Source organism: Rhizobium sp. G187 (assembly GCF_051549525.1).
Lineage (GTDB): Bacteria > Pseudomonadota > Alphaproteobacteria > Rhizobiales > Rhizobiaceae > Allorhizobium.
Map to the genome: position 1 here is coordinate 38,619 of NZ_JBPUGM010000008.1, position 21,642 is coordinate 60,260.

Annotated in this window: 20 protein-coding genes; 12 read left to right on the forward strand and 8 right to left on the reverse strand. The window is 58.5% G+C overall.

Going from position 1 to position 21,642, the window contains the following annotated elements; all coding sequences use genetic code 11:
• The 5 genes from ACSV9I_RS19455 to glpK all read left to right on the forward strand — a co-directional run bounded on the left by ACSV9I_RS19455 (position 1) and on the right by glpK (position 5,371).
• Positions 1–870, forward strand: coding sequence for a carbohydrate ABC transporter permease (locus tag ACSV9I_RS19455; RefSeq protein ID WP_054158287.1), 870 nt, complete (start codon positions 1–3; stop codon positions 868–870).
• A gap of 13 nt (positions 871–883) precedes the next feature.
• Positions 884–1,702 carry a carbohydrate ABC transporter permease gene (locus ACSV9I_RS19460; protein ID WP_054158286.1) on the forward strand — a complete coding sequence of 273 codons (819 nt, stop codon included), beginning with the start codon at positions 884–886 and terminating at the stop codon, positions 1,700–1,702.
• Between the two features lie 10 nt (positions 1,703–1,712).
• A complete protein-coding gene (locus tag ACSV9I_RS19465; RefSeq protein WP_438330446.1) occupies positions 1,713–1,994 on the forward strand; it encodes a DUF2160 domain-containing protein in 282 nt (93 codons plus the stop codon).
• Between the two features lie 82 nt (positions 1,995–2,076).
• Positions 2,077–3,798 (forward strand): ABC transporter substrate-binding protein, encoded by a 1,722-nt coding sequence (locus ACSV9I_RS19470; protein ID WP_438330447.1) that lies wholly within the window; start codon positions 2,077–2,079, stop codon positions 3,796–3,798.
• A 79-nt stretch (positions 3,799–3,877) separates the two neighbouring features.
• Positions 3,878–5,371: a glycerol kinase GlpK gene (glpK, locus tag ACSV9I_RS19475; protein WP_438330448.1), complete on the forward strand. Its 1,494-nt coding sequence runs from the start codon at positions 3,878–3,880 to the stop codon at positions 5,369–5,371.
• A gap of 2 nt (positions 5,372–5,373) precedes the next feature.
• Here glpK and ACSV9I_RS19480 read toward each other — a convergent pair whose 3' ends face one another.
• From ACSV9I_RS19480 to ACSV9I_RS19500, 5 genes are read right to left on the reverse strand one after another with little or no spacing between them, the layout of a single operon-like run.
• Positions 5,374–6,993, reverse strand: coding sequence for a cisplatin damage response ATP-dependent DNA ligase (locus ACSV9I_RS19480; RefSeq protein WP_438330449.1), 1,620 nt, complete (start codon positions 6,991–6,993; stop codon positions 5,374–5,376).
• Position 6,994: 1 nt separating this feature from the next.
• Positions 6,995–8,008 carry a ligase-associated DNA damage response exonuclease gene (locus tag ACSV9I_RS19485; RefSeq protein ID WP_438330450.1) on the reverse strand — a complete coding sequence of 338 codons (1,014 nt, stop codon included), beginning with the start codon at positions 8,006–8,008 and terminating at the stop codon, positions 6,995–6,997.
• Between the two features lie 39 nt (positions 8,009–8,047).
• The gene (locus ACSV9I_RS19490) at positions 8,048–8,449 is read right to left on the reverse strand and encodes a DUF2177 family protein (protein ID WP_054158281.1); all 402 of its coding nucleotides are present in this window, start codon (positions 8,447–8,449) and stop codon (positions 8,048–8,050) included.
• Between the two features lie 37 nt (positions 8,450–8,486).
• Positions 8,487–9,167: a ChrR family anti-sigma-E factor gene (locus ACSV9I_RS19495; RefSeq protein WP_438330451.1), complete on the reverse strand. Its 681-nt coding sequence runs from the start codon at positions 9,165–9,167 to the stop codon at positions 8,487–8,489.
• A complete protein-coding gene (locus tag ACSV9I_RS19500) occupies positions 9,164–9,727 on the reverse strand; it encodes a sigma-70 family RNA polymerase sigma factor (protein WP_054158329.1) in 564 nt (187 codons plus the stop codon). The genes ACSV9I_RS19495 and ACSV9I_RS19500 overlap by 4 nt, the downstream gene beginning before the upstream one ends.
• Before the next feature lie 247 nt (positions 9,728–9,974).
• On the opposite strand from ACSV9I_RS19500, the gene ACSV9I_RS19505 reads away from it, so the two are divergent.
• Genes ACSV9I_RS19505 through ACSV9I_RS19515 form a run of 3 tightly spaced genes read left to right on the forward strand, consistent with a single transcriptional unit; the run spans position 9,975 to position 13,335 of the window.
• Positions 9,975–11,333 carry an NAD(P)/FAD-dependent oxidoreductase gene (locus ACSV9I_RS19505; RefSeq protein WP_438330548.1) on the forward strand — a complete coding sequence of 453 codons (1,359 nt, stop codon included), beginning with the start codon at positions 9,975–9,977 and terminating at the stop codon, positions 11,331–11,333.
• Positions 11,330–12,121 (forward strand): DUF1365 domain-containing protein, encoded by a 792-nt coding sequence (locus tag ACSV9I_RS19510; RefSeq protein ID WP_438330452.1) that lies wholly within the window; start codon positions 11,330–11,332, stop codon positions 12,119–12,121. The genes ACSV9I_RS19505 and ACSV9I_RS19510 overlap by 4 nt, the downstream gene beginning before the upstream one ends.
• Positions 12,118–13,335, forward strand: coding sequence for a class I SAM-dependent methyltransferase (locus ACSV9I_RS19515; RefSeq protein WP_438330453.1), 1,218 nt, complete (start codon positions 12,118–12,120; stop codon positions 13,333–13,335). The genes ACSV9I_RS19510 and ACSV9I_RS19515 overlap by 4 nt, the downstream gene beginning before the upstream one ends.
• Positions 13,336–13,347: 12 nt before the next feature.
• Here the strand turns inward: ACSV9I_RS19515 and ACSV9I_RS19520 are convergent, their stop codons facing one another.
• Positions 13,348–14,091: an SDR family NAD(P)-dependent oxidoreductase gene (locus ACSV9I_RS19520; RefSeq protein WP_438330454.1), complete on the reverse strand. Its 744-nt coding sequence runs from the start codon at positions 14,089–14,091 to the stop codon at positions 13,348–13,350.
• A gap of 52 nt (positions 14,092–14,143) precedes the next feature.
• Positions 14,144–15,565: a phosphomannomutase gene (locus tag ACSV9I_RS19525; RefSeq protein ID WP_438330455.1), complete on the reverse strand. Its 1,422-nt coding sequence runs from the start codon at positions 15,563–15,565 to the stop codon at positions 14,144–14,146.
• Positions 15,566–16,144: 579 nt separating this feature from the next.
• On the opposite strand from ACSV9I_RS19525, the gene ACSV9I_RS19530 reads away from it, so the two are divergent.
• From ACSV9I_RS19530 to ACSV9I_RS19540, 3 genes are all read left to right on the forward strand, one after another.
• Positions 16,145–16,771 carry a ribonuclease D gene (locus ACSV9I_RS19530; protein WP_438330456.1) on the forward strand — a complete coding sequence of 209 codons (627 nt, stop codon included), beginning with the start codon at positions 16,145–16,147 and terminating at the stop codon, positions 16,769–16,771.
• A gap of 73 nt (positions 16,772–16,844) precedes the next feature.
• Entirely contained in the window at positions 16,845–17,819 is a 975-nt protein-coding gene (locus ACSV9I_RS19535) for a hypothetical protein (RefSeq protein WP_438330457.1), read from the forward strand.
• 174 nt (positions 17,820–17,993) lie between these two features.
• On the forward strand, positions 17,994–18,251 hold the full coding sequence (locus ACSV9I_RS19540; RefSeq protein ID WP_054158273.1) for a hypothetical protein: 258 nt from the start codon (positions 17,994–17,996) through the stop codon (positions 18,249–18,251).
• 2 nt (positions 18,252–18,253) lie between these two features.
• Here ACSV9I_RS19540 and ACSV9I_RS19545 read toward each other — a convergent pair whose 3' ends face one another.
• On the reverse strand, positions 18,254–19,651 hold the full coding sequence (locus tag ACSV9I_RS19545; protein ID WP_438330458.1) for a nicotinate phosphoribosyltransferase: 1,398 nt from the start codon (positions 19,649–19,651) through the stop codon (positions 18,254–18,256).
• A 216-nt stretch (positions 19,652–19,867) separates the two neighbouring features.
• Here ACSV9I_RS19545 and ACSV9I_RS19550 point away from each other — a divergent pair, with 216 nt between their 5' ends.
• Positions 19,868–21,592 (forward strand): hypothetical protein, encoded by a 1,725-nt coding sequence (locus tag ACSV9I_RS19550; protein WP_438330459.1) that lies wholly within the window; start codon positions 19,868–19,870, stop codon positions 21,590–21,592.
• The last annotated feature ends 50 nt before the right edge of the window (positions 21,593–21,642 follow it).

Consider the following 21,642-nt stretch of genomic DNA (forward strand, 5'->3'; position numbering starts at 1 on the left):
ATGGAAAAGACCTGGAACAATAGGGCCTGGTTCATGGTCATTCCGGTCCTGCTGCTGGTGGCCTTCTCGGCCGTCATCCCGCTGATGACTGTGGTGAACTATTCGGTTCAGGATACCTTCGGAAACAACGAGTTCTTCTGGGCCGGCACCGACTGGTTCACCGAGATCCTCTCCTCCGACCGCTTCTGGAACGCGCTCGCCCGTAACCTGATTTTCTCGATGATCATCCTCGCGATCGAAGTGCCGCTCGGCATCCTGATCGCGCTCAACATGCCGAAAAAAGGCTTGGGCGTGCCGGTCTGCCTCGTCCTGATGGCCTTGCCGCTGCTCATCCCGTGGAACGTCGTCGGCACCATCTGGCAGGTCTTCGGGCGCGTTGACATCGGCCTTCTCGGCTACACGCTGAATGCCATGGGCATCGATTACAATCTGACCCAGGATCCGGTCGACGCCTGGATCACGGTGATCGCCATGGATGTCTGGCACTGGACCAGCCTCGTTGTGCTGCTCTGCTATGCCGGCCTCGTCTCCATCCCGGATGCCTATTACCAGGCAGCCAAGATCGACGGCGCTTCGCGCTTCTCCGTCTTCCGCTACATCCAGCTGCCGAAGATGAAGCGCGTACTCCTGATCGCCGTGCTGCTCCGCTTCATGGACAGTTTCATGATCTACACCGAGCCTTTCGTTGTCACCGGGGGCGGCCCCGGCAATTCCACCACCTTCCTGTCGATTGACCTCGTCAAGATGGCCGTCGGCCAGTTCGACCTCGGTCCGGCAGCCGCCATGTCCATCATCTACTTCTTGATCATCCTGCTGATGTCATGGGTCTTCTACACCGTGATGACCGTCAGCGACGCAAAGAGCCAGTAAGGAGGCGCACTCGATGAGCAGTTCCGACGATCGTTCGCGCTTCGGCTTCCTGATCCCGACGATTTACATCGTCTTCCTGATCCTGCCGATCTATTGGCTGGTCAACATGAGCTTCAAGACCAATTCGGAAATCACGGGCGCCTTGTCGCTCTGGCCCGTCAATCCGACGCTCGCCAACTATGCCGTGATCTTCACCGATCCGTCCTGGTACAAGGGCTATATCAACTCGATCATCTATGTCTGCCTGAACACGGTGATCTCGGTGGCGGCAGCGCTGCCGGCGGCCTATGCCTTCTCCCGCTACCGCTTCCTCGGCGACAAGCACCTGTTCTTTTGGCTTTTGACCAACCGCATGGCGCCGCCCGCCGTCTTCGCGCTGCCCTTCTTCCAGCTCTATTCGGCCTTCGGCCTCATCGACACGCATATCGCGGTGGCGCTTGCACACTGCCTGTTCAATGTGCCGCTGGCGGTCTGGATCCTCGAAGGCTTCATGTCCGGCGTGCCGAAGGAAATCGACGAGACCGCCTATATCGATGGTTATTCCTTCCCGCGCTTCTTCGTGAAGATCTACATACCCTTGATCGCCTCGGGCATCGGTGTCGCCGCCTTCTTCTGCTTCATGTTCTCCTGGGTCGAGCTCCTCATCGCGCGGACCCTCACCACTACCGATGCCAAGCCGATTGCGGCCATCATGACTCGCACGGTCTCGGCCTCGGGCATGGACTGGGGCGTGCTGGCCGCTGCCGGTGTGCTCACCATCATCCCGGGGGCGCTCGTGATCTATTTCGTCCGCAACTACATCGCCAAGGGCTTTGCCCTGGGCCGCGTCTGAGGAGGCTTCAATGGACTTCACATGGATGGCCTGGACGCTGCCGACGGCGCTCTTCTTCATCGCGATCCTGACGCTCATCGTGTCGATGGCGATCTGGGAATATGTCTCGCCCGGCGGCAATCCGCGGGTCGGGGTGCTGCGCTTCGAAACCACGCGCGGCGACCGGCTCTTCGTCTCGCTACTCGGATCAGCCTTCATTCATCTCGCTTGGCTCGGCCTCGTTGGGCCGAACCTGTGGTGGGCTCTCGCTCTCTCCGTGGTCTACGCCATCGGCGTATTTCGCTACGTATAGAGCAAGACAACGGCGGATGGCGGCGGGAGGCTGCCATCCAGACGACTGGTGAATCTGCAATCGCAACCTTAGGGAGGATACTATGCGAAAGCACCTTTTAACGACGACGGCGACGATGCTTCTCGCCATGACCGGCGTTGCATTCGCCGACATGGAAGCGGCGAAGAAATTCCTGGACACGGAGATCGGCGACCTGTCGACGCTCGACCGTGCGGCCCAGGAAGCCGAACTGCAGTGGTTCATTGATGCGGCGAAGCCCTTCGCCGGCATGGAAATCAAGGTCGTCTCTGAAACCATCGCCACCCACGAATATGAATCCAAGGTCCTGGCGCCGGCGTTTGAAGCCATCACCGGCATCAAGATCACCCATGACCTGATCGGCGAAGGCGACGTCGTCGAAAAGCTGCAGACCCAGATGCAGTCGGGCGAGAACATCTATGACGCCTATGTCAACGACTCGGACCTCATCGGCACCCACTGGCGCTATCAGCAGGCCCGCTCGCTGACCAAGTGGATGGCCAATGAAGGCAAGGACGTCACCAATCCCGGTCTCGACCTCGACGACTTCATCGGCACCAAGTTCACCACCGCTCCGGATGGCGACCTCTACCAGCTGCCCGACCAGCAGTTCGCCAACCTCTACTGGTTCCGCTACGATTGGTTCAATGACGACAAGAACAAGGCCGACTTCAAGGCGAAATACGGCTACGACCTCGGCGTTCCCGTCAACTGGTCTGCTTACGAAGACATCGCGGAATTCTTCACCGGTCGCGAAATCGACGGCAAGAAGGTCTTCGGCCACATGGACTACGGCAAGAAGGACCCGTCGCTTGGCTGGCGCTTCACCGATGCCTGGCTCTCCATGGCCGGCAACGGCGACAAGGGCCTGCCGAACGGTCTGCCCGTCGACGAATGGGGCATCAAGGTCAACGAAAAGTCCCAGCCGGTCGGCTCTTGCGTTGCCCGTGGCGGTGATACCAATGGTCCTGCCTCGGTGTATGCCATTCAGAAGTATCTCGATTGGTTGAAGGCTTATGCTCCGCCGGAAGCCCAGGGCATGACCTTCGGTGAAGCTGGTCCGGTGCCTGCCCAGGGCAACGTCGCCCAGCAGATGTTCACCTACACCGCCTTCACGGCCGATTTCGTCAAGGAAGGCCTCGCCGTGGTCAACGCCGACGGCACGCCGAAGTGGCGCTTCGCGCCGAGCCCGCACGGCGTCTACTGGAAGGACGGCATGAAGCTCGGTTATCAGGACGTCGGCTCCTGGACACTGATGAAGTCGACCCCCGATGACCGCGCCAAGGCCGCATGGCTCTATGCGCAGTTCGTCACCTCAAAGACCGTGGACGTGAAGAAGAGCCAGGTTGGCCTGACGCTCATCCGCGAATCGACGATCCAGCACAAGTCGTTCACCGACCGTGCGCCGAAGCTCGGTGGTCTGATCGAGTTCTACCGTTCGCCGGCCCGCGTCCAGTGGTCGCCGACCGGCACGAACATCCCGGACTATCCGAAGCTGGCACAGCTGTGGTGGCAGGCGATCGGCGATGCATCCTCGGGTGCAAAGACCGCGCAGGAAGCCATGGACTCGCTTTGCGCCGAGCAGGAAAAGGTCCTGCAGCGTCTTGAGCGTGCAGGCGTTCAGGGTGACATCGGTCCGGCACTTGCCGAGGAAAAGACCCTCGAAGAGTGGAATGCCGATGCCGTTGCCAAGGGCAACCTGGCACCGCAGCTGAAGATCGCCGAGGAAAAAGAAAAGCCGATCACCGTCAACTACGACGAACTGGTCAAGAGCTGGCAGAAGTAAGCGAGCCCGCTCTGTTGAATTGACAACTGCCGGGGCGGGATCTACGCCCCGGCTTCTTCTATAAGGGAGTTTCAAACGAATGAGCGGCTACATTCTGGCCATCGACCAGGGCACCACCTCCACCCGGACGATGATCTTCGATCACGAGATGCATATCGTGGGCGTCGCACAGCAGGAGTTCACCCAGCATTTCCCCGATTCCGGCTGGGTCGAGCATGATGCTGATGAGATCTGGCAAAGTGTTCTCTCGACCATCGAAAAAGCGCTCGCCGCTGCCAGGATTGCCATCACAGACATCACTGCCATTGGCATCACCAATCAACGTGAAACTGTCGCGGTTTGGGATAGAGCCACAGGAACTCCGGTTCATCGCGCCATTGTCTGGCAGGATCGCCGCACCGCACGCTTCTGCGATGAGCTTAAGCACAAAGGGCTGGAGCCGCTCTTCACGCAGAAGACAGGGCTGCTGCTCGATCCGTATTTTTCCGGGACCAAGCTGTCCTGGCTGCTTAAGAATATTGATGGCCTGAAGTCGCGAGCCGAGCAGGGTGAGATCTGCTTCGGAACAATAGATAGCTGGCTAATTTTCAAATTGACCGGCGGTAAGGTCCATGCCACCGACGCGACCAATGCCTCGCGCACTCTGATCTATGACATCGGCGAAAACCGCTTCGACGACGAGCTTCTATCCATCCTCGACATTCCGCGCGCCATGTTGCCGGAGGTCAAGGACTGCGCCGACGACTTCGGCATCACCGATGTCGCAGTTCTCGGAGCTGCAATCCCGATCCTCGGCGTTGCCGGTGACCAGCAGGCCGCCGTTATCGGCAATGCCTGCTTCGAACCGGGCATGATGAAATCCACCTATGGCACCGGCTGCTTCGCCTTGCTCAATACCGGCACAGACCGTGTTGCCTCATCGAACCGGTTGCTCACCACCATCGCCTATCGCCTGAATGGCGAGACGACCTATGCCCTCGAAGGCTCGATCTTCATTGCCGGCGCCGCCGTCCAATGGCTGCGCGACCAAATGGGCTTCGTCAAGGTCGCCTCCGAAACGGACGCGCTGGCCAGTAAGGCTGATCCGCTTCAGCGCGTCTATCTGGTCCCGGCCTTCACCGGGCTTGGCGCGCCCCATTGGGATGCCGATGCTCGGGGCGCGATCTTCGGACTGACGCGAGGCACGGGTCCGGCCGAATTCGCTCGTGCTGTGCTCGAAAGCGTCGCTTACCAAACCCATGATCTCCTGGAGGCAATGAAGAAGGATTGGAATGGCAGTGCGTCAAAGACGGTGCTGCGCGTCGATGGCGGCATGGTCGCCTCCGACTGGACGATGCAGCGTCTCGCCGACATCCTGGCTGCCCCCGTCGATCGTCCTGTCGTGCTGGAAACCACAGTCCTCGGTGCCGCCTGGCTCGCGGGCTCCCGCGCCGGCCTTTGGCCCGACCAGAAGGGCTTTGCCGCGACCTGGAAGCGCGATCGCCGCTTCGAGCCGGGCATGGATGTCAGCGAACGGGAGGCCGCGATCGCTGGCTGGCAGGACAGCGTCTCACGCTGCCTGACCAACCGCTGACGTTACTTGTCGATCAGCGAGACCAGCGTCTCAAGCCGGTCGGCCTCTTTCGGCAATTTGTCCTGACGAAGTCGTGCGATGCGAGGAAAGCGCATCGCCACCCCTGACTTATGCCGGGTCGAACGTGCCAATCCTTCAAAGGCCACTTCTACAACAAAGCCATACTCCGGCTCCGCCCGGAGCGCTCGAACTGGACCAAAGCGGTCAGTGGTGTTGTTGCGAACGAAGCGGTCGAGCACTTCCAGTTCCTCGTCGGTGAAGCCGAAGTAGGCCTTGCCAACGGGGACCAGAACATCCCCTTCGCCGGGAATTGCCGTCCAGACCCCGAAGGTGAAATCCGAATAGTAGCTGGAGCGCTTGCCGTGACCGCGCTGCGCATACATCAGCACGGCATCGGCATTCATCGGATCCCGCTTCCACTTGAACCACGGACCCTTCGCACGTCCCGCCTGATAATTGCTGTCCAGCCGCTTCAGCATCACACCTTCGATAACGGGATCTGGTGGCGCTGCGCGCAACTGTTCCAGTTCCTCCCAGGTCGAGAAGGAAACGAGCGGCGACAGGTCGAAGCGACGCGGCTCCTGCCGCTCGACCAGTGCGCTAAGCCGATCGCGGCGCGTGAGGAAGATCTCCGGTCGAACGTCTGCGTCACCGTCGAACAGGATGTCATAAGCGCGGATGAAGACCGGATAGTCCTCCAGCATCTTAGTCGTCACCGTCTTGCGATTGAGCCGCTGCTGCAGGTCCGAAAAGGTTCGCGTCGGTGCATTGGTGCGTGACGTGCCGCCGACGAGAAGTTCCCCATCGATCACGCCTTCAAACCGTGCTGCCTCGACAATATCCGGAAAGGCAGCGGAGATATCGTCGCCCGAGCGCGAATAGAGCCGGTTGCGACCGCCAGAACAGGACAGCTGCACCCGGATGCCATCCCATTTCCATTCGGCAGCGAAATCCTTCGGATCGAGATTGGGAAGATCTTTGTCTTCGATCGGTGTCGAGAGCATCACCGAATGGAAGATCGCGGGCGTCGACAAGACAGGTTTCTCGACCCGGTTTTCCAGCCAGGCGAAGAGCTCGGTATAAGGCGGCTTCAGCCCATGCCACAGGCTCTCGATGTCAACGACATCCTTGTCGCCATAGAGCGCCAGCGCCTGTTTGGTGAGGCGCGCCGAGACGCCAATCCGAAGGCCTCCAGTCACGAGCTTGATCAGCGCGAACCGTTCTGACGTATCGAGCCTGTCAAAGAGGTCGCGCATGACGGAGCGCGTCTCGTTGCGCCCCAGACGCTGCAGGCGCTCGACGATCTTTGATAGGCTTTCGAGATCTTCCTCGCCTGCGGCCTCCAGCGCCTGCGGCTCCCAGACGAGCGAGATGGTCTCGGCAAGGTCGCCGACATAATCATAGGAATACTGGAACAGGATTGGGTCCATCCTCTCCAGCACCAATTCCTTCAGCAGCGCCGGCTTCACGCCCTTAATGTCGAGACCGTCGGTGAGCGCGGCCAGCGCATAGCCACGATCAGGATCACGCGTCTCACGGAAATAGTCCACCAGCAGCGTCAGCTTACCGTTGCGGCTTGGTGTCAGCACGAGGCGGTCGAGCAGGCGGGCGAAGGCCTTCATCTCAGTCTCCCTCGTCTTCGTAACCGACGAGATGTAGCGGCCGTGCCTTGATGCCCTCAAGTTCGCACCAGCGCACCAGCGCTTCCTCCCGCCCATGGGTGACCCAAACCTCCTGCGGACCGACCTCGCGGATCGTGTCCAACAGTTCCGGCCAGTCGCAGTGATCGGAAATCACCAGTGGCAGCTCGACACCGCGCTGCTTGGCTCTCTGCCGCACCATCATCCAGCCGGAGGCGAAGATGGCGAGCGGATCGTCGAAACGCCGCGCCCAGCGGTCGTTGAAGGCCGAAGGCGGACCGATCACCACGGCACCCTTGAAGGCGCCAGACTTTTTGTCCTCGGTCGTAGCGGGGCGAAGCTCGCCAAGCTCCACGCCTTGTTCGGTGTAATAGTCGCAGAGCCGCGTCATCGAGCCGTGAATGTAGATCGGCTTTTCATAGCCGCCGCGCCGAATGAGAGAGATTACCCGCTGAGCCTTTCCCAGCGCATAGGCCCCGATCAAGTGGCTACGTTCGGGAAACTGCTGCAGCGAGGTCAGCAGCTTCTGGATCTCCAGTTTTGGCTCCGGATGGTGAAAAACGGGAAGACCGAAGGTCGCCTCGGTGATGAAGACATCGCAGGGCACCGGCTCAAAGCTCGCACAGGTCGGATCAGCCCCGCGTTTGTAGTCGCCGGAATTCACAATCCGGGTTCCCTGCGCCTCGATCTCGATTTGTGCCGAACCCAGAACATGGCCCGCTGGATGAAAGCGCACCGCCACGCCGTTGACGGAGATGGTCTCGCCGAAAGCGGCACGCTGTGAGGTGCCACAGAAATCCGATCCATAGCGGATCGCCATAATGTCGAGCGTTTGTTGGGTGGCGAGCACATGGGCGTGGCCGGCGCGGGCGTGGTCGGAGTGCCCATGGGTGATGAGCGCCCGTTCAACGGGACGGACCGGATCGACATAAAAATCACCCAGCGGGCAATAAAGCCCGCTGGGTGTCGGATGGAGAAGGTGGTCCGGCTTTATCATATGAAAGAGATAGGGCAGCCAAGGCCTGCCTGCCAGCGCTTAAGAGGCAAAGCGCGAGACAACCCAATACCCGGCCGCAGATGCCGTGGCGGAGAGAAAAGCACCCCAGGCCATGTCAACAATGCTGACCGAGAGCGACCAACCCTTGAGGGTCGCCAGATTTGTCATGTCATATGTGCCATAGGCGAGGAGGCCAAGCAGCGCACCATTGACCACAGCAGTGACAATGCTCTGAGCTGTTACGGCGGGCAGGACGGCAAAGTAGACAAGCCCTACAACGTAGAACAGGTAGAAAATGCCGGCAGCTGCGAAGTTGGGCGTCGCCAATAGCAAATCGCCGATGTTCTGTCGGTAGAATCCGATGGCGAGGCGCGTGAGCCAGATATAGTCGAGTGCAAAGAAAACGGCAGCCGTAGAGGCATAGGCGATCACATAGGTCATGCCGTTTCTCCGTTATGTTTACCGCTGCGATGCGGCATTATATGCCAAGCACTGGTTGCACCAGGCGCACCAGTAGGCTTTTGAACTTCAGCGGGGCATCCGTCACGGCGAGACAGATGCAGTCTTCGTCCGGTGTCGCCACCGGCTGATGTGTCAGCGTTTCGTCGGCTTCCTCGATGTCTCCACGACGGAATACCGTTGCACCATCGCTGAAGGCACCCTTGAGGACTACAGTCAACTCACGTCCACCATGTGAGTGCTCAGGCACGGGTTTCCCGGCGGGAATCTTCAGCAGCCTGACCTGGCTATCCTTATCAGCCGTTTCGACCGGAATATGATATGCGCCCCGTCCCAGTGCGCGCCATTTCAGCTTGTCGACGTCACCGCCGAGATAAGAGCGAAGAGGTTCAGGCAACACGGGTGAGGCCGCCGCAGGGGACGCCACAACCGTCTGAGAAGGCACCGATGCCGGGTTTGACAGACGAGCCTTCATCTGGGCCCAACTCTCGTCGGTTGAAGTTTCTGTCGACGCAGGCTCCGCCTCGCATGCCTCCAGAAAGCCGCCGCCCATATGCTCCATTAGCTTGAGCCTGCCGCGCGATGCTGGGCTCAGGGCGAGATGCGTGGCAACAGCAATGCTCCATCCTTCAGACAGGTTGCCCGACGCATAGTCGAGCAACAATTCGTCGCTGATATGGTGGCTTACTTGGATCATCATGCCCGCTCCTCCAGGGCTGCGCGGAGTTTGGCGAAGGCCAGGCGAATGCGGGATTTCACAGTTCCCATGGGCAGGCCAAGTTCATCCGCGATCGCACTGTGCGAGACTTCCTTGTAGAATGACATCTTCAACAGTTCATATTGCTCCGGTGGGAGGGTTTCCATCGCACGCCGCAGCCGGTCAGCCTCTTGGCGTTCTTCATATTCGACATCGGCGGGCATCACGTCGTCTGGCACGAAAGCCGGGTCAGTTGGATCAAAAGTCGGCCTCTTTTCCCGCCGGAACGCGTCAATCCTGAGATTTCTGGCAATTGTAAAGATCCAGCTTGAGACGTTTCCTCGCGCTGGATCGAACTGCTCAGCCTTGTTCCACACCGCCAACATCGTTTCCTGCATCAACTCTTCGGCAGCCTGCCCATCCCGAGCAAGCTTCGCCATGTAGGCGCGGACCTTCGGGCTGTAGTGCTTGAAAATGGTCTCGAACGCCTGAACGTCCCGTTCCTGACCGACAGATGCGAGGAGCTTGGAAAAATTCACCTGCTCGGATTCGTCGATCCTTATTGTCTTCAAGACGCTTTTCTTCCTTCTTTGGCGACTCGCGGTCACATCTGTCGGAGCCCTGGGCCGGACATCATTGTGGCACGCCTCTGCCGAGATGGAAATTGCATCAAACATGCAAAGCTCTACGTCGGCTCACTTAAGCCAGATCACCGTCAGCGAAAAATTCCTGGGATTCCGATCCACTCGCGATGGGACTTCGTAGAGAGCTATGAGATTGTCTGAAACATTGCTTTATGAAGGACTTGAGATGGACGCCGGCGTATCAAAGACAGCATCTGGTTCAAGTCCGAGAATTGCGGTTGTAGGATCAGGCATTTCTGGTTTGTCCTCGGCCTGGCTGCTCTCCAAGAATGCGCAGGTCGTGCTTTACGAAACCGAAGGCCGTCCAGGGGGGCATTCGAACACGGTTCGTGTCGATGCTGGCCCGAAGGGTCTGCCGGTCGATACCGGCTTCATTGTCTACAATGACCGGAATTATCCAAACCTGGTCAAGCTTTTCGAACACCTCAATGTCCCAACGCTTCCGTCCAGCATGTCATTTGCTGCTTCTTTGGAACGTGGACGCTTCGAGTACTCGGGATCAGGCTTGTCTGGTTTGCTCGGGCAAAGATCCAATCTTTTGCGTCCGCGCTTCTGGAAAATGATCCGCGACATTCTTCGCTTTTATAAGGAGGCTCCGGCGCTTCTTGATCGCGTCGATCTGGAAGCTGTTTCCCTCGGTGATTATTTGGATAGAGCTAAGTATGCGCCATCCTTCATCGAGGATCATCTTCTCCCAATGGGAGCCGCGATCTGGTCCACAACGGCCAGGGAAATGCGCCTTTATCCTTTGCACGCCTTTATCCGTTTCTTCGCCAATCATGGGCTCTTGTCCCTGAAGGACAGGCCGCAATGGCGAACGGTCAAGGGTGGCAGCCGGGAATATGTGGCGCGCATACTGGCCGATTTTTCGGGCGAGGTCCGACTCTCGACGGCAGTTTCACGGATTCGTCGGAGTGGTGCGGGTGTCGAAATTCTCGACGTCCATGGTGGGGTCGATCGCTTCGATCATGTGGTTCTGGCCACTCATGCGACCCAAAGCCTTGATATGCTTGAAGATGCCGATGAGCGCGAACGGACGCTGCTGGGTGCATTTCAGTACACACCAAATGTCGCAGTTCTGCATAGCGATGAAAACCTGATGCCAAAGCGGAAGGCGGTCTGGTCGAGTTGGAATTATGTGGCCGACGAAACGGACCAGGGAACAGAAACACTCTGCGTGACCTACTGGATGAACCTGCTGCAATCGCTTGAGACGGACCGCCCCGTTTTCGTCACGCTCAATCCTTGCAGGCCAGTCGATCCAGCGAAGGTGTTCGGAACCTTCCAGTATGAACATCCCCTGTTCGATACAGGGGCAATCATGGCCCAGAAGAAACTCTGGAGCCTTCAGGGCCAGCGCAATACCTGGTTCTGCGGTGCCTACTTCGGAAGTGGCTTCCATGAGGATGGCCTTCAATCGGGACTGGCCGTCGCGGAGGCCCTCGGAGGTGTGCGACGTCCCTGGAATGTTGAAAATGAATCCGGTCGCATTGTCGTTGAGCGCCAGCTCGAGGCGGCCGAATGAGCATATCGTCAGCAATCTATGCTGGTCAGGTTCTGCATGTCAGAAAACGACCCAAGCAGCATAAGCTCAGCTACAGCGTCTTCTCGCTGTTGATCGACTTGGATGAACTGGATCAACTCGATCGCTCGCTTCGCCTGTTCGGACATAATCGCCGGGCTATCTATTCGGTGCATGATGCTGATCATGGCGATGGCGTTCCCGGTGGGCTGCGCGCCTGGATTGGCGCGCGCCTGCAGGAGGCGGGCATAAATCCCGCGGGCATGACCATTCGCATGCTCTGCTATCCAAGGATTTTCGGATATGTTTTCAATCCTCTGACGGTCTACTTCTGCCAGACTTCCGAGGGGGAAATGAAAGCGATGCTCTACGAAGTCAGCAATACTTTCCACGAGCGCCACACCTACGTCATTCCGGTCGATAGCGGCGAGCCTGTGCTGCGCCATCAATGCGCGAAGGAAATGTATGTGTCGCCCTTCATGCCGATGAACTGCCGCTATGATTTCCGGATCAAGCCGCCGGCTGAAGCAATCGATATCCATATCGGGGAATCCGATGAGGCGGGCCCGCTTCTCTTTGCCCGCTTTTCCGGCAACCGTATCGTATTGTCCGACCGGAGCCTGTTCTGGATGCTTGTGACCTACCCACTGATGACCCTCAAGGTAACCGCTGGAATTCACTGGGAAGCCTTCAAGCTCTGGGGCAAAGGCGTGCCGCTGCATCGTCACAAGCCTGCCAGTGAGCCAATTGCGTCCACGATTGTCATGCAGAACGGAATGAGCAAGCCATGAGTCATGCAGAACGTGAAATTGCCGCTGCCCAGCTCGGGCGCCCCCTCTGGCAGCGCGTGCTGTGCGCCTGGGCGGATCGGATCGCCATAGGGCGCCTGACGCTGCGGTTCGAAGGGCATGCTGATCACGACGCCACGGGCAAACAGCCGGGGCCTCATGCCATCCTGCAGGTGCGCAGTGCAAAGGCCATGTTCCGCATTCTGACCGGCGGGACACTTGGATTTGCGCAGGCTTACATTGATGAAGAGCTGGAGACGCCCAACCTTGGCGATCTCCTCGAACTGGCGGTGATGAATGAAGCGCATCTGGGCAGTGTCCTGAAGTCTTCGGCGATCTTCGGACGCCTGGCACGGCTCCGGCATCTGTTACGCCGAAACTCGAAGAAAGGCAGCCGCCGGAATATTGCCTTCCACTATGACCTGGGCAATGAATTCTACCGTCTCTGGCTCGACAGGACGATGACTTATTCATCGGCTCTGTATACCGCACCGGGAATGTCGCTTGCCGAAGCACAGGAGGCCAAATACGCGCGCATCCTGCGCGAACTGGCGATCGGTCCCGGCGACCATGTGCTGGAAGTGGGCTGCGGCTGGGGTGGCTTTGCGGAATATGCAATTAGGACGACCGGTTGCCGGGTAACAGGTCTGACGCTCTCGACCGAACAGGCGCAATTCGCCCGGGAACGCCTGGCGCGCGCTGGTCTCGGCGATCGTGCAGACATTCGGCTCGAGGACTACCGTGATTGTTATGGCCAGTTTGACAAGATCGTGTCGATCGAAATGTTTGAGGCGGTCGGCGAAGAGAATTGGCCGACCTATTTCGACACCCTGCGGTCACGTTTGGTCAAGGGTGGTGCGGCGCTTGTTCAAACGATTACCATCGATGAACAAAGGTTTGAGCACTACCGCCGGAGTGCCGACTTCATCCAGACCTACATTTTCCCTGGCGGCATGCTGCCGTCTGTCGAAGTTTTCGGCAAGCAAGCGGTCAGCTCAGGTCTTGCCGTGACGGACGCTTTCCGTTTTGGCGCGGACTATGATCGGACGCTGGTTGAATGGGACGGCGCCTTCATGGCGAACTGGCAGAAGATCGAGCCACAGGGCTTTGATCGCCGCTTCTACCGCATGTGGCGCCTGTATCTGCAATATTGTGCCGTCGGCTTCCGCCACGGCCGCATCGACGTGGTCCAGTTCAAGCTCGAAACTCCGGCTTGAACTGGTACGCCTTCACCTGAGCATCCGACGCGTGAGCGCGAATCGTAACGCGTGCGGCAACGCGTGAAGAAAGCGGACAGCCAAAGCCATCTTCCACGGAAAGATGATCTCGAACCGACCGCTGCCGAGACCTGCAACGATGATTTCTGCCGCTTCCTCAGCCGAAATCAGGAAAGGCATCGGGAAATCGTTCTTCTTCGTCAGCGGGGTATCGATAAAGCCAGGGTTGATGATCGTGATCTTCACGCCGTGCTGGTCAAGTTCCGGATAGAGCGATTCGCACAATGCGTTGAGTGCAGCCTTCGTGGCACCGTAACTCGCAGCACCTGGCAGCCCAACATAGCCGGAGACCGACGCGATGACGGCGATGTGGCCGGCTTTGCGGGCGATCATTGATGGCATGATGGTCTCAAGGCAGGATGCCGTGCCAATCACGTTCAGGTCGAACATCTGCTTTGTCCGCGCGGCACTGAAGTCGGATGCGTAATCTCGCGTGTACGAGCCTGCCGCGAAAACCGCGAGATCAATCTGTCCGAGCTGGGCCTCAATCTCCAAGCGAACACGATCGACAGACGGCGGATCGGTGACATCGAGCGGAAAAGCATGGATCTTACCGGGAAAAGACCCGGCGATCTCATCAAGGGCTTCCGCACTTCTTGCACTAACGGCGACCTTGTAGCCGCCGCGGGCAAGTCGTTCGGCAAGGGCCTTGCCAATCCCGGAACTTGCGCCGGTTATCCAGGCGATCTTCGTCATGAAATCCTCATCCGTTGTTTCATGACAGATACGTGTTTTTCGCTCGGGTGGTTCAACCCTTCCACGATGCGATCAGGGCGAGGCCGCGTTCTAAAAGGTCTCTCGCGGAATTCTGGTCCGCAGCTTCTACATAGCAGCGCATCTCCGGGGCATTGCCCGAAGGCCGCAAGTGGATCACGCGATCGTCCGTCAGTGTAAGTCGCAGACCATCAACTTCGTTGATGGAGCGCACATTCCCCAAAGGCGATAGAAAGTCATCAAGCGCCGCCCGCGACGTCGTGAGGGTCTGCATCAGCGCCTGACTACGTTCGGTTGGGTAATTCTCCAGCCGGTCACTAAGGGCGACCGGCAGCTTGAAGTCATCAACGAGTCGCGAGAGCGGCAAGCCTCGGCTCGCAGCCGTTCCGAGTGCTGCCAGCGCCGGCAGGAAACTGTCGCGTGTCGGCAGCGCCTTCAAATTTTTTGTGCCAAGGGAAAAGTCTGTTCCCAGCATAAGGCCCCCATTGGCCTCGAAACCGAGCACCCGATCCCGTCCGGCGGCAATCGCTTCATTCATCGCGGCAATGACATAGGGCGAACCTACCCGTGTCCTGCTGATCTCGAAACGCTTGTCACGTTCCAGTCCGGAGTTTGAGGTCACAGGTGTCGCCACCACTCGCGCATCGAGGAAGCCCGCAGAAAGCAAGCCAAGGAAATCTCCGCGCAGGGGAAGGCCATGCTCGTCAGTCACCAATGGACGATCGCCATCTCCGTCTGTTGAGAGGATCGAGTCGAGGCCGAGTTCATCCGCCCATCCTGCTAGAAGCAGGATCGTATCATCCGAGACCGCTTCGGTATCGACCGGAATGAATCGGTCGGAACGACCGAGAGGAAAGACGGTCGCGCCATAAGCCTCTAGCATGCTGACCAGCATGTCTCGTGCAACAGAGCTGTGTTGGTAAACGCCAATGCGCTTGCCGGCTAAAGCCTCCGGAGCAAGGACGCCTAAATTCCGCTTCAGGAAAAGTCCGGTTGCTTCTGTCTCTGCCTGCTCACCGCTGCCGGTTTCGACGAGATTGGCGCTAGCATCAGTGGCGAGCTCGCGTGCTAGCCTGGTAATGGCGTCTTCGTCTTGCTTGTCGATTTCGCCGTCAGGGCGATAGAATTTGATTCCGTTTCGATCAGCTGGAATATGCGAGCCCGTGATCATCAGGCCTGCCGCGCCGATAGACGTGCCATAAAGCGCGAGCGCGGGTGTCGGGATGGTGCCGCAATCCACCGGCTTGAATCCCATCCGTGCCACGGCTGCCATTACGGTGGAGGCAATCTCTGGGCTTGAAGGGCGGAAATCCTGACCGATGACGATCGGGGATCCGGAAGAAAGACCAAGATCAACAAGATGGCGGCAGAAGGCGGTTGCGTGAAGAGCCGATACCGAGCCAACCAGATCGACAGACAGGCCTCTGAGCCCACTTGTTCCGAATTTGACAGCCATCCGAACCCCTCCCATTTGCTGATTTCAACCGCGTGTACATTGGCAGTCTTGCTTTCTCAAGCAAGGAGCGCAACGGCATAACACCAGAATAGTTTCGTGGAGGCTGAAACGAAAAGAGCCTGGCGCGGGAGGAGGATGCGCCAGGCTCTTAAACTCGATCGGCAATTGGGAGGAGGAGGAGTATTGCCGATCCTCTCGAGCGACGCTGGGAGGAGGAGTGCGTCGCTTCGATGCTTAATTCTTAAGGCGAGTCGTATGGTATGCCAACTATCTTTGTTGCAACGCACCAGTGCGCGTAGTGCATAGCTGTGTTTAGGGCAAACATCGCTTATGTTCAGTTATGCGATGAAACGAGCATCATCGCCTTTGGTTCCCTCATTTTCGCGCGAAATCGAAAGCTACATCTGATCATTCCGACACTGCCGACGGTTTGGAGTTCCCGTCATCATGCATTTTGAGCAATGCTCAACCAATGGTCGTCTTCTCCTTGGGGCCGATTGGCTTGTGTCTTGTATCGATGGCGGCGACGGGCTCTTTGGGCTATAGGCTTCCAGCAATGCCGAAGGACTGGAGACGGACATGCCTGCGACGATCCGCTATCACGAATGTGACATTTCTGCCGAGGATGCGGCGCGATACACGGATGCGATTGCAATCGACACAGAGACCCTCGGCCTGGTCCCGCGTCGAGATCGTCTGTGCGTTGTCCAGCTGTCTCCAGGCGACGGGAGCGCCGATGTCATCCGGATTGCAGCCGGTCAGACGGAAGCGCCAAACCTCGTCGCCATGTTGGCTGATCCCATGCGTCAGAAGATCTTTCACTATGGTCGGTTTGACATTGCGGTGCTCTTTCACACCTTCGGTGTGACATCGGCTCCAGTCTTTTGCACCAAGATCGCATCCCGTCTGTCGCGGACCTATACAGACCGCCATGGGTTGAAAGATAATCTCAAGGAAATGCTCGAGGTAGACATATCCAAGGCCCAGCAATCTTCGGATTGGGCAGCCGAAGTGCTTTCGCAGGCACAGATGGAATACGCAGCATCTGATGTGCTCTATCTCCATGCGCTGCGGGACAAACTTCATGCGCGGCTGATCCGAGATGGTCGCCTTGAACATGCTGAGGCCTGCTTTCAATTCCTGCCGACAAGAGCGAAACTTGATCTGCTCGGCTGGAACGAGACAGATATTTTTGCCCATAGTTGACGGGTTTAAGTTTTTCTTCAGGTTGCATCGGAAAGATGGAAAAACCCTTTCCGTGTAATCTGAGGTGTGCCTCATGCTTTTTCCGACTGACAAAGCCCAAGGCCTTGTGGCGACGGACATACTCCGGTCGATCGCAGAGCAGTGGAATGCGCGTCACAAGGAAGAGAACGAAAAAGCGGGCATCGCGCAAAAGGCCGATCCGCTGGTCGAAGCGCGTATGACGGTAAGCGAGGAAGCCCGCCGTTCCCGGGCAAAAATCGTCTCCTCCATGTTCAATCATGAGAATGTCAGTGTCAACGAATTGAAGATGAAGGTCGCCGACAAGCTGGCCGAGAAACTTGGTCTCGATGTTGATCGATCCCGCTCCTACTTCAGTTTGGGAAAACTCATCGAAGACATTGTCTCCAAAATGGATGCCATGGCTCGCAGTGAACTGGAGCGGGCTGTCGGTCTCGACAAACTGGGAATCTCGCTCACGACTTTCGTTTCCGCACTCAGTGACCCCACTGGCGATGGCACGGAGCGCTTGAATGCCGCTCTGGAAAAATCGGCAGGGCGCGGTGGTGTCACAGATGCCGCCGACCGTGTGTTCACGCGATTGAAGGATGCGGCTGACCCGAAGTCGGCAAGTGAAGTCGCCGTTCAGGAAGAGATAGCCGACCCGGCGCGCGTGGATGACGAGAAAGGCCGTCAGGAGCGACTTGCATCCCGGCAAGCGGCCTTGGCTTCCGAACGCCTCGAGCAGGTCGACGAGATTCAAAAGGTGTTGTCGGATAGCGAGGCGGCCGGAGGCGCGATGCGTGCTCCGGCCTCGGCAGAGAAACTACTCTCCATGCTTGCTTACATGGCGGATCAGCAGTCTGGCACCCAATCCAGCGAGACAAGTGGTGTTGCGGCGCGTCCGCCTGCGGACCAGACACAGTCCATTCTGGCCATCGGCGATGAGGCTGAAGTGCTTTCTGCGACGTCCACCGACACTCTTGATAAGGTTGTCTCGATTTATATCGAAGATGGTCTCTATGGGCGACTTAGAACACTGGTCGCATGAAATGCAGGCGCTAACCCGCCACTCTGTCAGAATTCTCCGATGATTAATAAGGTGGACTGTTTGATCTGGGCAAAGACTTCGTTAACTTTGGCTGACGATCATGCAGGCCGGACTAGAGCAGTGAGTGGTGCGTCATAGGCGCACTGGAAACAGGTATTGTTGAGACAGGCCACCATGACGGTAGCGACCAATGCGCTTCTGACGGCAATGATCGGGGCAACAAGCCTTCTCGATCTTGGAATAGACGATTTTGATCCGCCGGTTGGTGAAATCACCGCGAACGAAGTTCTCCGGGACCACGCACCGGCCACATGGCTGGATGCCGTGAGTGTCGATGATCGGTGCAGGGCAGGGCAGACCCTGCCACCACGAGCTCCGGCACCCTGTGACGAAGCAGGTCTCTATCCGGGTTTCCTACGCATAGCTGATTGATCTCAGGCGGCACGGCTGGCCTCGGTAGCCCGAGCGCGGATTTCATCCATCGTCCAATCGACCAGCAACTGGCCATTCTCCCAGACCGGCTGAAGCAGGTTCTGGCGGCCTCCGAGTTCCGTCAGTGGGATCGAAACAATGTCGATGCCATCGGCGATGGCCGCGACACGCCCTTGGATCGTGAGCTTTTCCTGAGCATGCGGCGCACGACGTCCTATGCCCTTCCACTGACCTCCGGCGTCCTGCATGGCCGTTGCCCGCATGGTGAAGGAGACCGTTCCGCGGTTGATTTTGTGCAGCAGTCCTGAGCCCATGCCGAATGAGATATTCTCGGCCGAGAAGCCCATGCTTTCGAGCCGTCCCAGAATCATCTGAATGTCCTGAAGTGATACGCCATCCGATTGGAGCACCCGGACATTGCCATCTATGACCTTGAAACCCTTACCGTTGAGCCGCGTGCCAAAGGCATAGGCGAGCTGCGCGACGACCTGTACCGGTGTGTCGATAGGATCGCCACTGTCCGGACGCACGACAAGAACGCCACCCGCCTCTCGCACCTTCGCCTGAAGAGACTTGCCCCAGATTTCTGTGACCGCCGTATGGAGGTCGTAGCTGTCTGATACGACGGAATAGGCGCTGAAGCCGGAAAAGCGTTCGATCATGTTTGAATAAGCGTCAGTCTCACCGGCTTGGCCCCAAGCTGTGATGCTCGCATGTTCCGCAGACGGGATTGAATAGCCCGGCATATCGATGCCGTAATGCCGCCGTGCATGCAGGATCGCCGGCAGTGAATCCGAGCTGTTGAAGTGGACGAGATGTGCGGCGCCGCCGATGGCCGCCTGCTCGAGACTGGTGGTGCTCCTGCAGCCATAGTCGCTGATCCTGCTTGGCTGGAGCGCGGCAGGATCATCCGTCGTCCGATCGAGGAAAGGCTGAAGTGCAAGGCGAATGCGCCATGCAGTCGTGGCCACGGTCGACGGATACCAGATCGCGCGAAGCAAAGCGGTCTCCATATGCGAGGTCAACCAGGGCAGGTTCGGATCCGTATTGACGACCTGCATCATGGGCACGCCACGCCTGAGAGCCGCACCTTCGGGAATAGCTTCGATTCTCAGGGGCAGGTAGCCGCCATGAACGTCGACAATGCGCTGCCATCCCTCGCTGTCGAAAGGTTGCCCATGGACGCCCGCAATATCGGCAGCCTCCTTGATGTCCGCCATCACAATGGGCTGCGAGAGATACTCCTTGAGGAACATCTGCAAGCCGAAGAACATGAGCTCTGGACGAAACGACTGACCGCGCGTGGTCGCGACGGTGCTGATCGCCCGCGTACCTGCCGGATATTGCAGATACTGGCCGAGCTTGTAGCTGTCGGTGTTCAGGATCAGATTCTGTCTCATGCAGTCGATACTCTCGGTGGAATGCGCATCGACCCATATTGGGTGCTGTGCAATGCGCGAGGCTGACCCCTTTAGCATTTGTTAACCATGACGGCGCATGATTCCCGCTTGTCCATGCGACGTCTTCAAGGCCTGCCGACTAAGGACCGCCTGCCGATTGAATGCTAAGCGCCGCGATTTTTCCAGTTTCCGTCCATACCTCTTGATGAGGAACAGATGTTTACGCCCGTAGCGGGGGTGTCTGCCGCCCCCGCCCCACAGATCGGCTCGAAGCCTGCAGACGCTGCGCCAGTCGCGCGATCCGTCGCCACTGTGCCTGTTATGCAGCTGTCGGGCATGGCAGAGGCGGTGACTGGGCATCTGAATGTCGCGATGCTGTCACGGCCGAACGCTGATCCAGCCACAGTCATTGCCGATCTCATCGGGGAGGCACTCGGCATGGAGCGCCGCCCCGAAACGACAAGTGACTATCTCGGCCGGTTGGGCAACAGCCTCGCTGCCTTGTCTCCATCGGATCGGACGCGCCTACAGGCATTGGTGTCGAAAGCGCTCTCGTCTCTTCAGCTCGGAACCTTACTGGCGGCAATCCGGAACACTTCCGGCCCCGAATTGGTCGCCTTCACCCTCGATCTGGAAGCGTCGTTGGCGAAGAATGGCCAGTCGGCAGTCGTCCGTTCTTACCAAATGAACGAACTCGAGCAGCCCGTCTTATCAACGAAGGTGCCACCGTCGAACACCGCTGTGGCACAGAGCAACGGACAGTCTGTAGCCTCCCCATTGGAACAGACGAGATGGGAGCCTGCTGGACCCACAACGGGCCCAGTCGGGCGCGGCCAGACAGCCGCAGCAGAGGCGCTGTTACCGGCGGCGGGCAGACGGGTCGAAACTCTGAACTCCAACGGCCAGCAATTGTCGCGCACCGCCGGACCTGCCGTCGACCTCAATGCCACGACCGTAAAAATAAGCAGAGCGAATGCACCGGAGGGCGACGCCCGACCAGCGTCGCAGCCGCCGCTCACTCGAAACGAAACGGCCACTATCCCTGGTGCAACTCGAACGATGGATAGGTTGGGGCCGGACGCAAGGGTGACCGCAAGCAATCCGACGGCGACGCCAAGCCCCAAGCTGCCAAACTCCGCACAGGGCAAATCGGGCGCTCCGCCAGATGCTCCGCAACCCTTATCGAATATAGCGGATGGTGCGCCGGCGGTGCAGGCAAGGAAGGAAGGTCGCATACCCGACTTGCCGGTCTTCTTTGGCCCCACCGGTCCAGTGTCCATCCACGTCCCGTTTTCGCTCACGCCAGACATTGCGGATGAGGCCGAACTCTTGCGTGCACTACTGCGTTTGGGGTGGACGCAGGACGAGATGGAAATTGCCGATCAATCGGTCTCATCTCGCCATCCGCCAGAAAGCGGCCCAGCTGAGCAGGGTAGCCAATCCGCGGCTGCGCGAGGGCAGTTGGAAAAGGATGGCACCACGACGTCAGAGCAGCCGACCTTTTTCGAGGCGAAGGAGAAATCGAAACTCGCTCCCCCACCGCTTGCCTTTGAAGCCGCTGACTTCCACGCGCAAACCCAGATTCAGCGCGAAGGCCTCCCTTACGCGATCGTCCACTATCTCTTCGACGACCCGGCAGAGACCCAAGGACCGGCGCGTAGCGATGAGGAAGAGGATGACGCGGAGCAGCGAGAAAATCGTGAGGAAGAGGCAGGGAGCGAGAGCGACAATGAAGATGGCTCTGAGACCGAGATGTCGCTCGACGATGCAGATCAAATCGCTGAAGACTCAGCCCTCGACACCGAGCAGGGTTACTTGGTTCTGATCGATACAACGGAGATTGCAGACGATCGACAGGCTCCAAGGACCGCCACCCTACCGGCTCTATACGGCATAGACAGAGCGCAGGGTCTCTACCTGCGCCTGTCAGACGGCATCTGAACAAGACGCTCGAGGCATGAAAAAACCCGCCAGGATCGCTCCTGGCGGGT

Excerpts from the sequence above, each read along its gene's own strand:
- ACSV9I_RS19460 (WP_054158286.1), top strand. The coding sequence starts at position 884 with ATGAGCAGTTCCGACGATCGTTCGCGCTTCGGCTTCCTGATCCCGACG.
- ACSV9I_RS19520 (WP_438330454.1), bottom strand. The coding sequence starts at position 14,091 with ATGACGAAGATCGCCTGGATAACCGGCGCAAGTTCCGGGATTGGCAAG.
- ACSV9I_RS19505 (WP_438330548.1), top strand. The coding sequence starts at position 9,975 with ATGGACGCCGGCGTATCAAAGACAGCATCTGGTTCAAGTCCGAGAATT.
- ACSV9I_RS19535 (WP_438330457.1), top strand. The coding sequence starts at position 16,845 with ATGCTTTTTCCGACTGACAAAGCCCAAGGCCTTGTGGCGACGGACATA.
- ACSV9I_RS19510 (WP_438330452.1), top strand. The coding sequence starts at position 11,330 with ATGAGCATATCGTCAGCAATCTATGCTGGTCAGGTTCTGCATGTCAGA.
- ACSV9I_RS19530 (WP_438330456.1), top strand. The coding sequence starts at position 16,145 with ATGCCTGCGACGATCCGCTATCACGAATGTGACATTTCTGCCGAGGAT.
- glpK (WP_438330448.1), top strand. The coding sequence starts at position 3,878 with ATGAGCGGCTACATTCTGGCCATCGACCAGGGCACCACCTCCACCCGG.
- ACSV9I_RS19545 (WP_438330458.1), bottom strand. The coding sequence starts at position 19,651 with ATGAGACAGAATCTGATCCTGAACACCGACAGCTACAAGCTCGGCCAG.
- ACSV9I_RS19515 (WP_438330453.1), top strand. The coding sequence starts at position 12,118 with ATGAGTCATGCAGAACGTGAAATTGCCGCTGCCCAGCTCGGGCGCCCC.
- ACSV9I_RS19540 (WP_054158273.1), top strand. The coding sequence starts at position 17,994 with ATGACGGTAGCGACCAATGCGCTTCTGACGGCAATGATCGGGGCAACA.
- ACSV9I_RS19550 (WP_438330459.1), top strand. The coding sequence starts at position 19,868 with ATGTTTACGCCCGTAGCGGGGGTGTCTGCCGCCCCCGCCCCACAGATC.
- ACSV9I_RS19525 (WP_438330455.1), bottom strand. The coding sequence starts at position 15,565 with ATGGCTGTCAAATTCGGAACAAGTGGGCTCAGAGGCCTGTCTGTCGAT.
- ACSV9I_RS19490 (WP_054158281.1), bottom strand. The coding sequence starts at position 8,449 with ATGACCTATGTGATCGCCTATGCCTCTACGGCTGCCGTTTTCTTTGCA.
- ACSV9I_RS19480 (WP_438330449.1), bottom strand. The coding sequence starts at position 6,993 with ATGAAGGCCTTCGCCCGCCTGCTCGACCGCCTCGTGCTGACACCAAGC.
- ACSV9I_RS19470 (WP_438330447.1), top strand. The coding sequence starts at position 2,077 with ATGCGAAAGCACCTTTTAACGACGACGGCGACGATGCTTCTCGCCATG.
- ACSV9I_RS19485 (WP_438330450.1), bottom strand. The coding sequence starts at position 8,008 with ATGATAAAGCCGGACCACCTTCTCCATCCGACACCCAGCGGGCTTTAT.
- ACSV9I_RS19495 (WP_438330451.1), bottom strand. The coding sequence starts at position 9,167 with ATGATGATCCAAGTAAGCCACCATATCAGCGACGAATTGTTGCTCGAC.
- ACSV9I_RS19455 (WP_054158287.1), top strand. The coding sequence starts at position 1 with ATGGAAAAGACCTGGAACAATAGGGCCTGGTTCATGGTCATTCCGGTC.
- ACSV9I_RS19465 (WP_438330446.1), top strand. The coding sequence starts at position 1,713 with ATGGACTTCACATGGATGGCCTGGACGCTGCCGACGGCGCTCTTCTTC.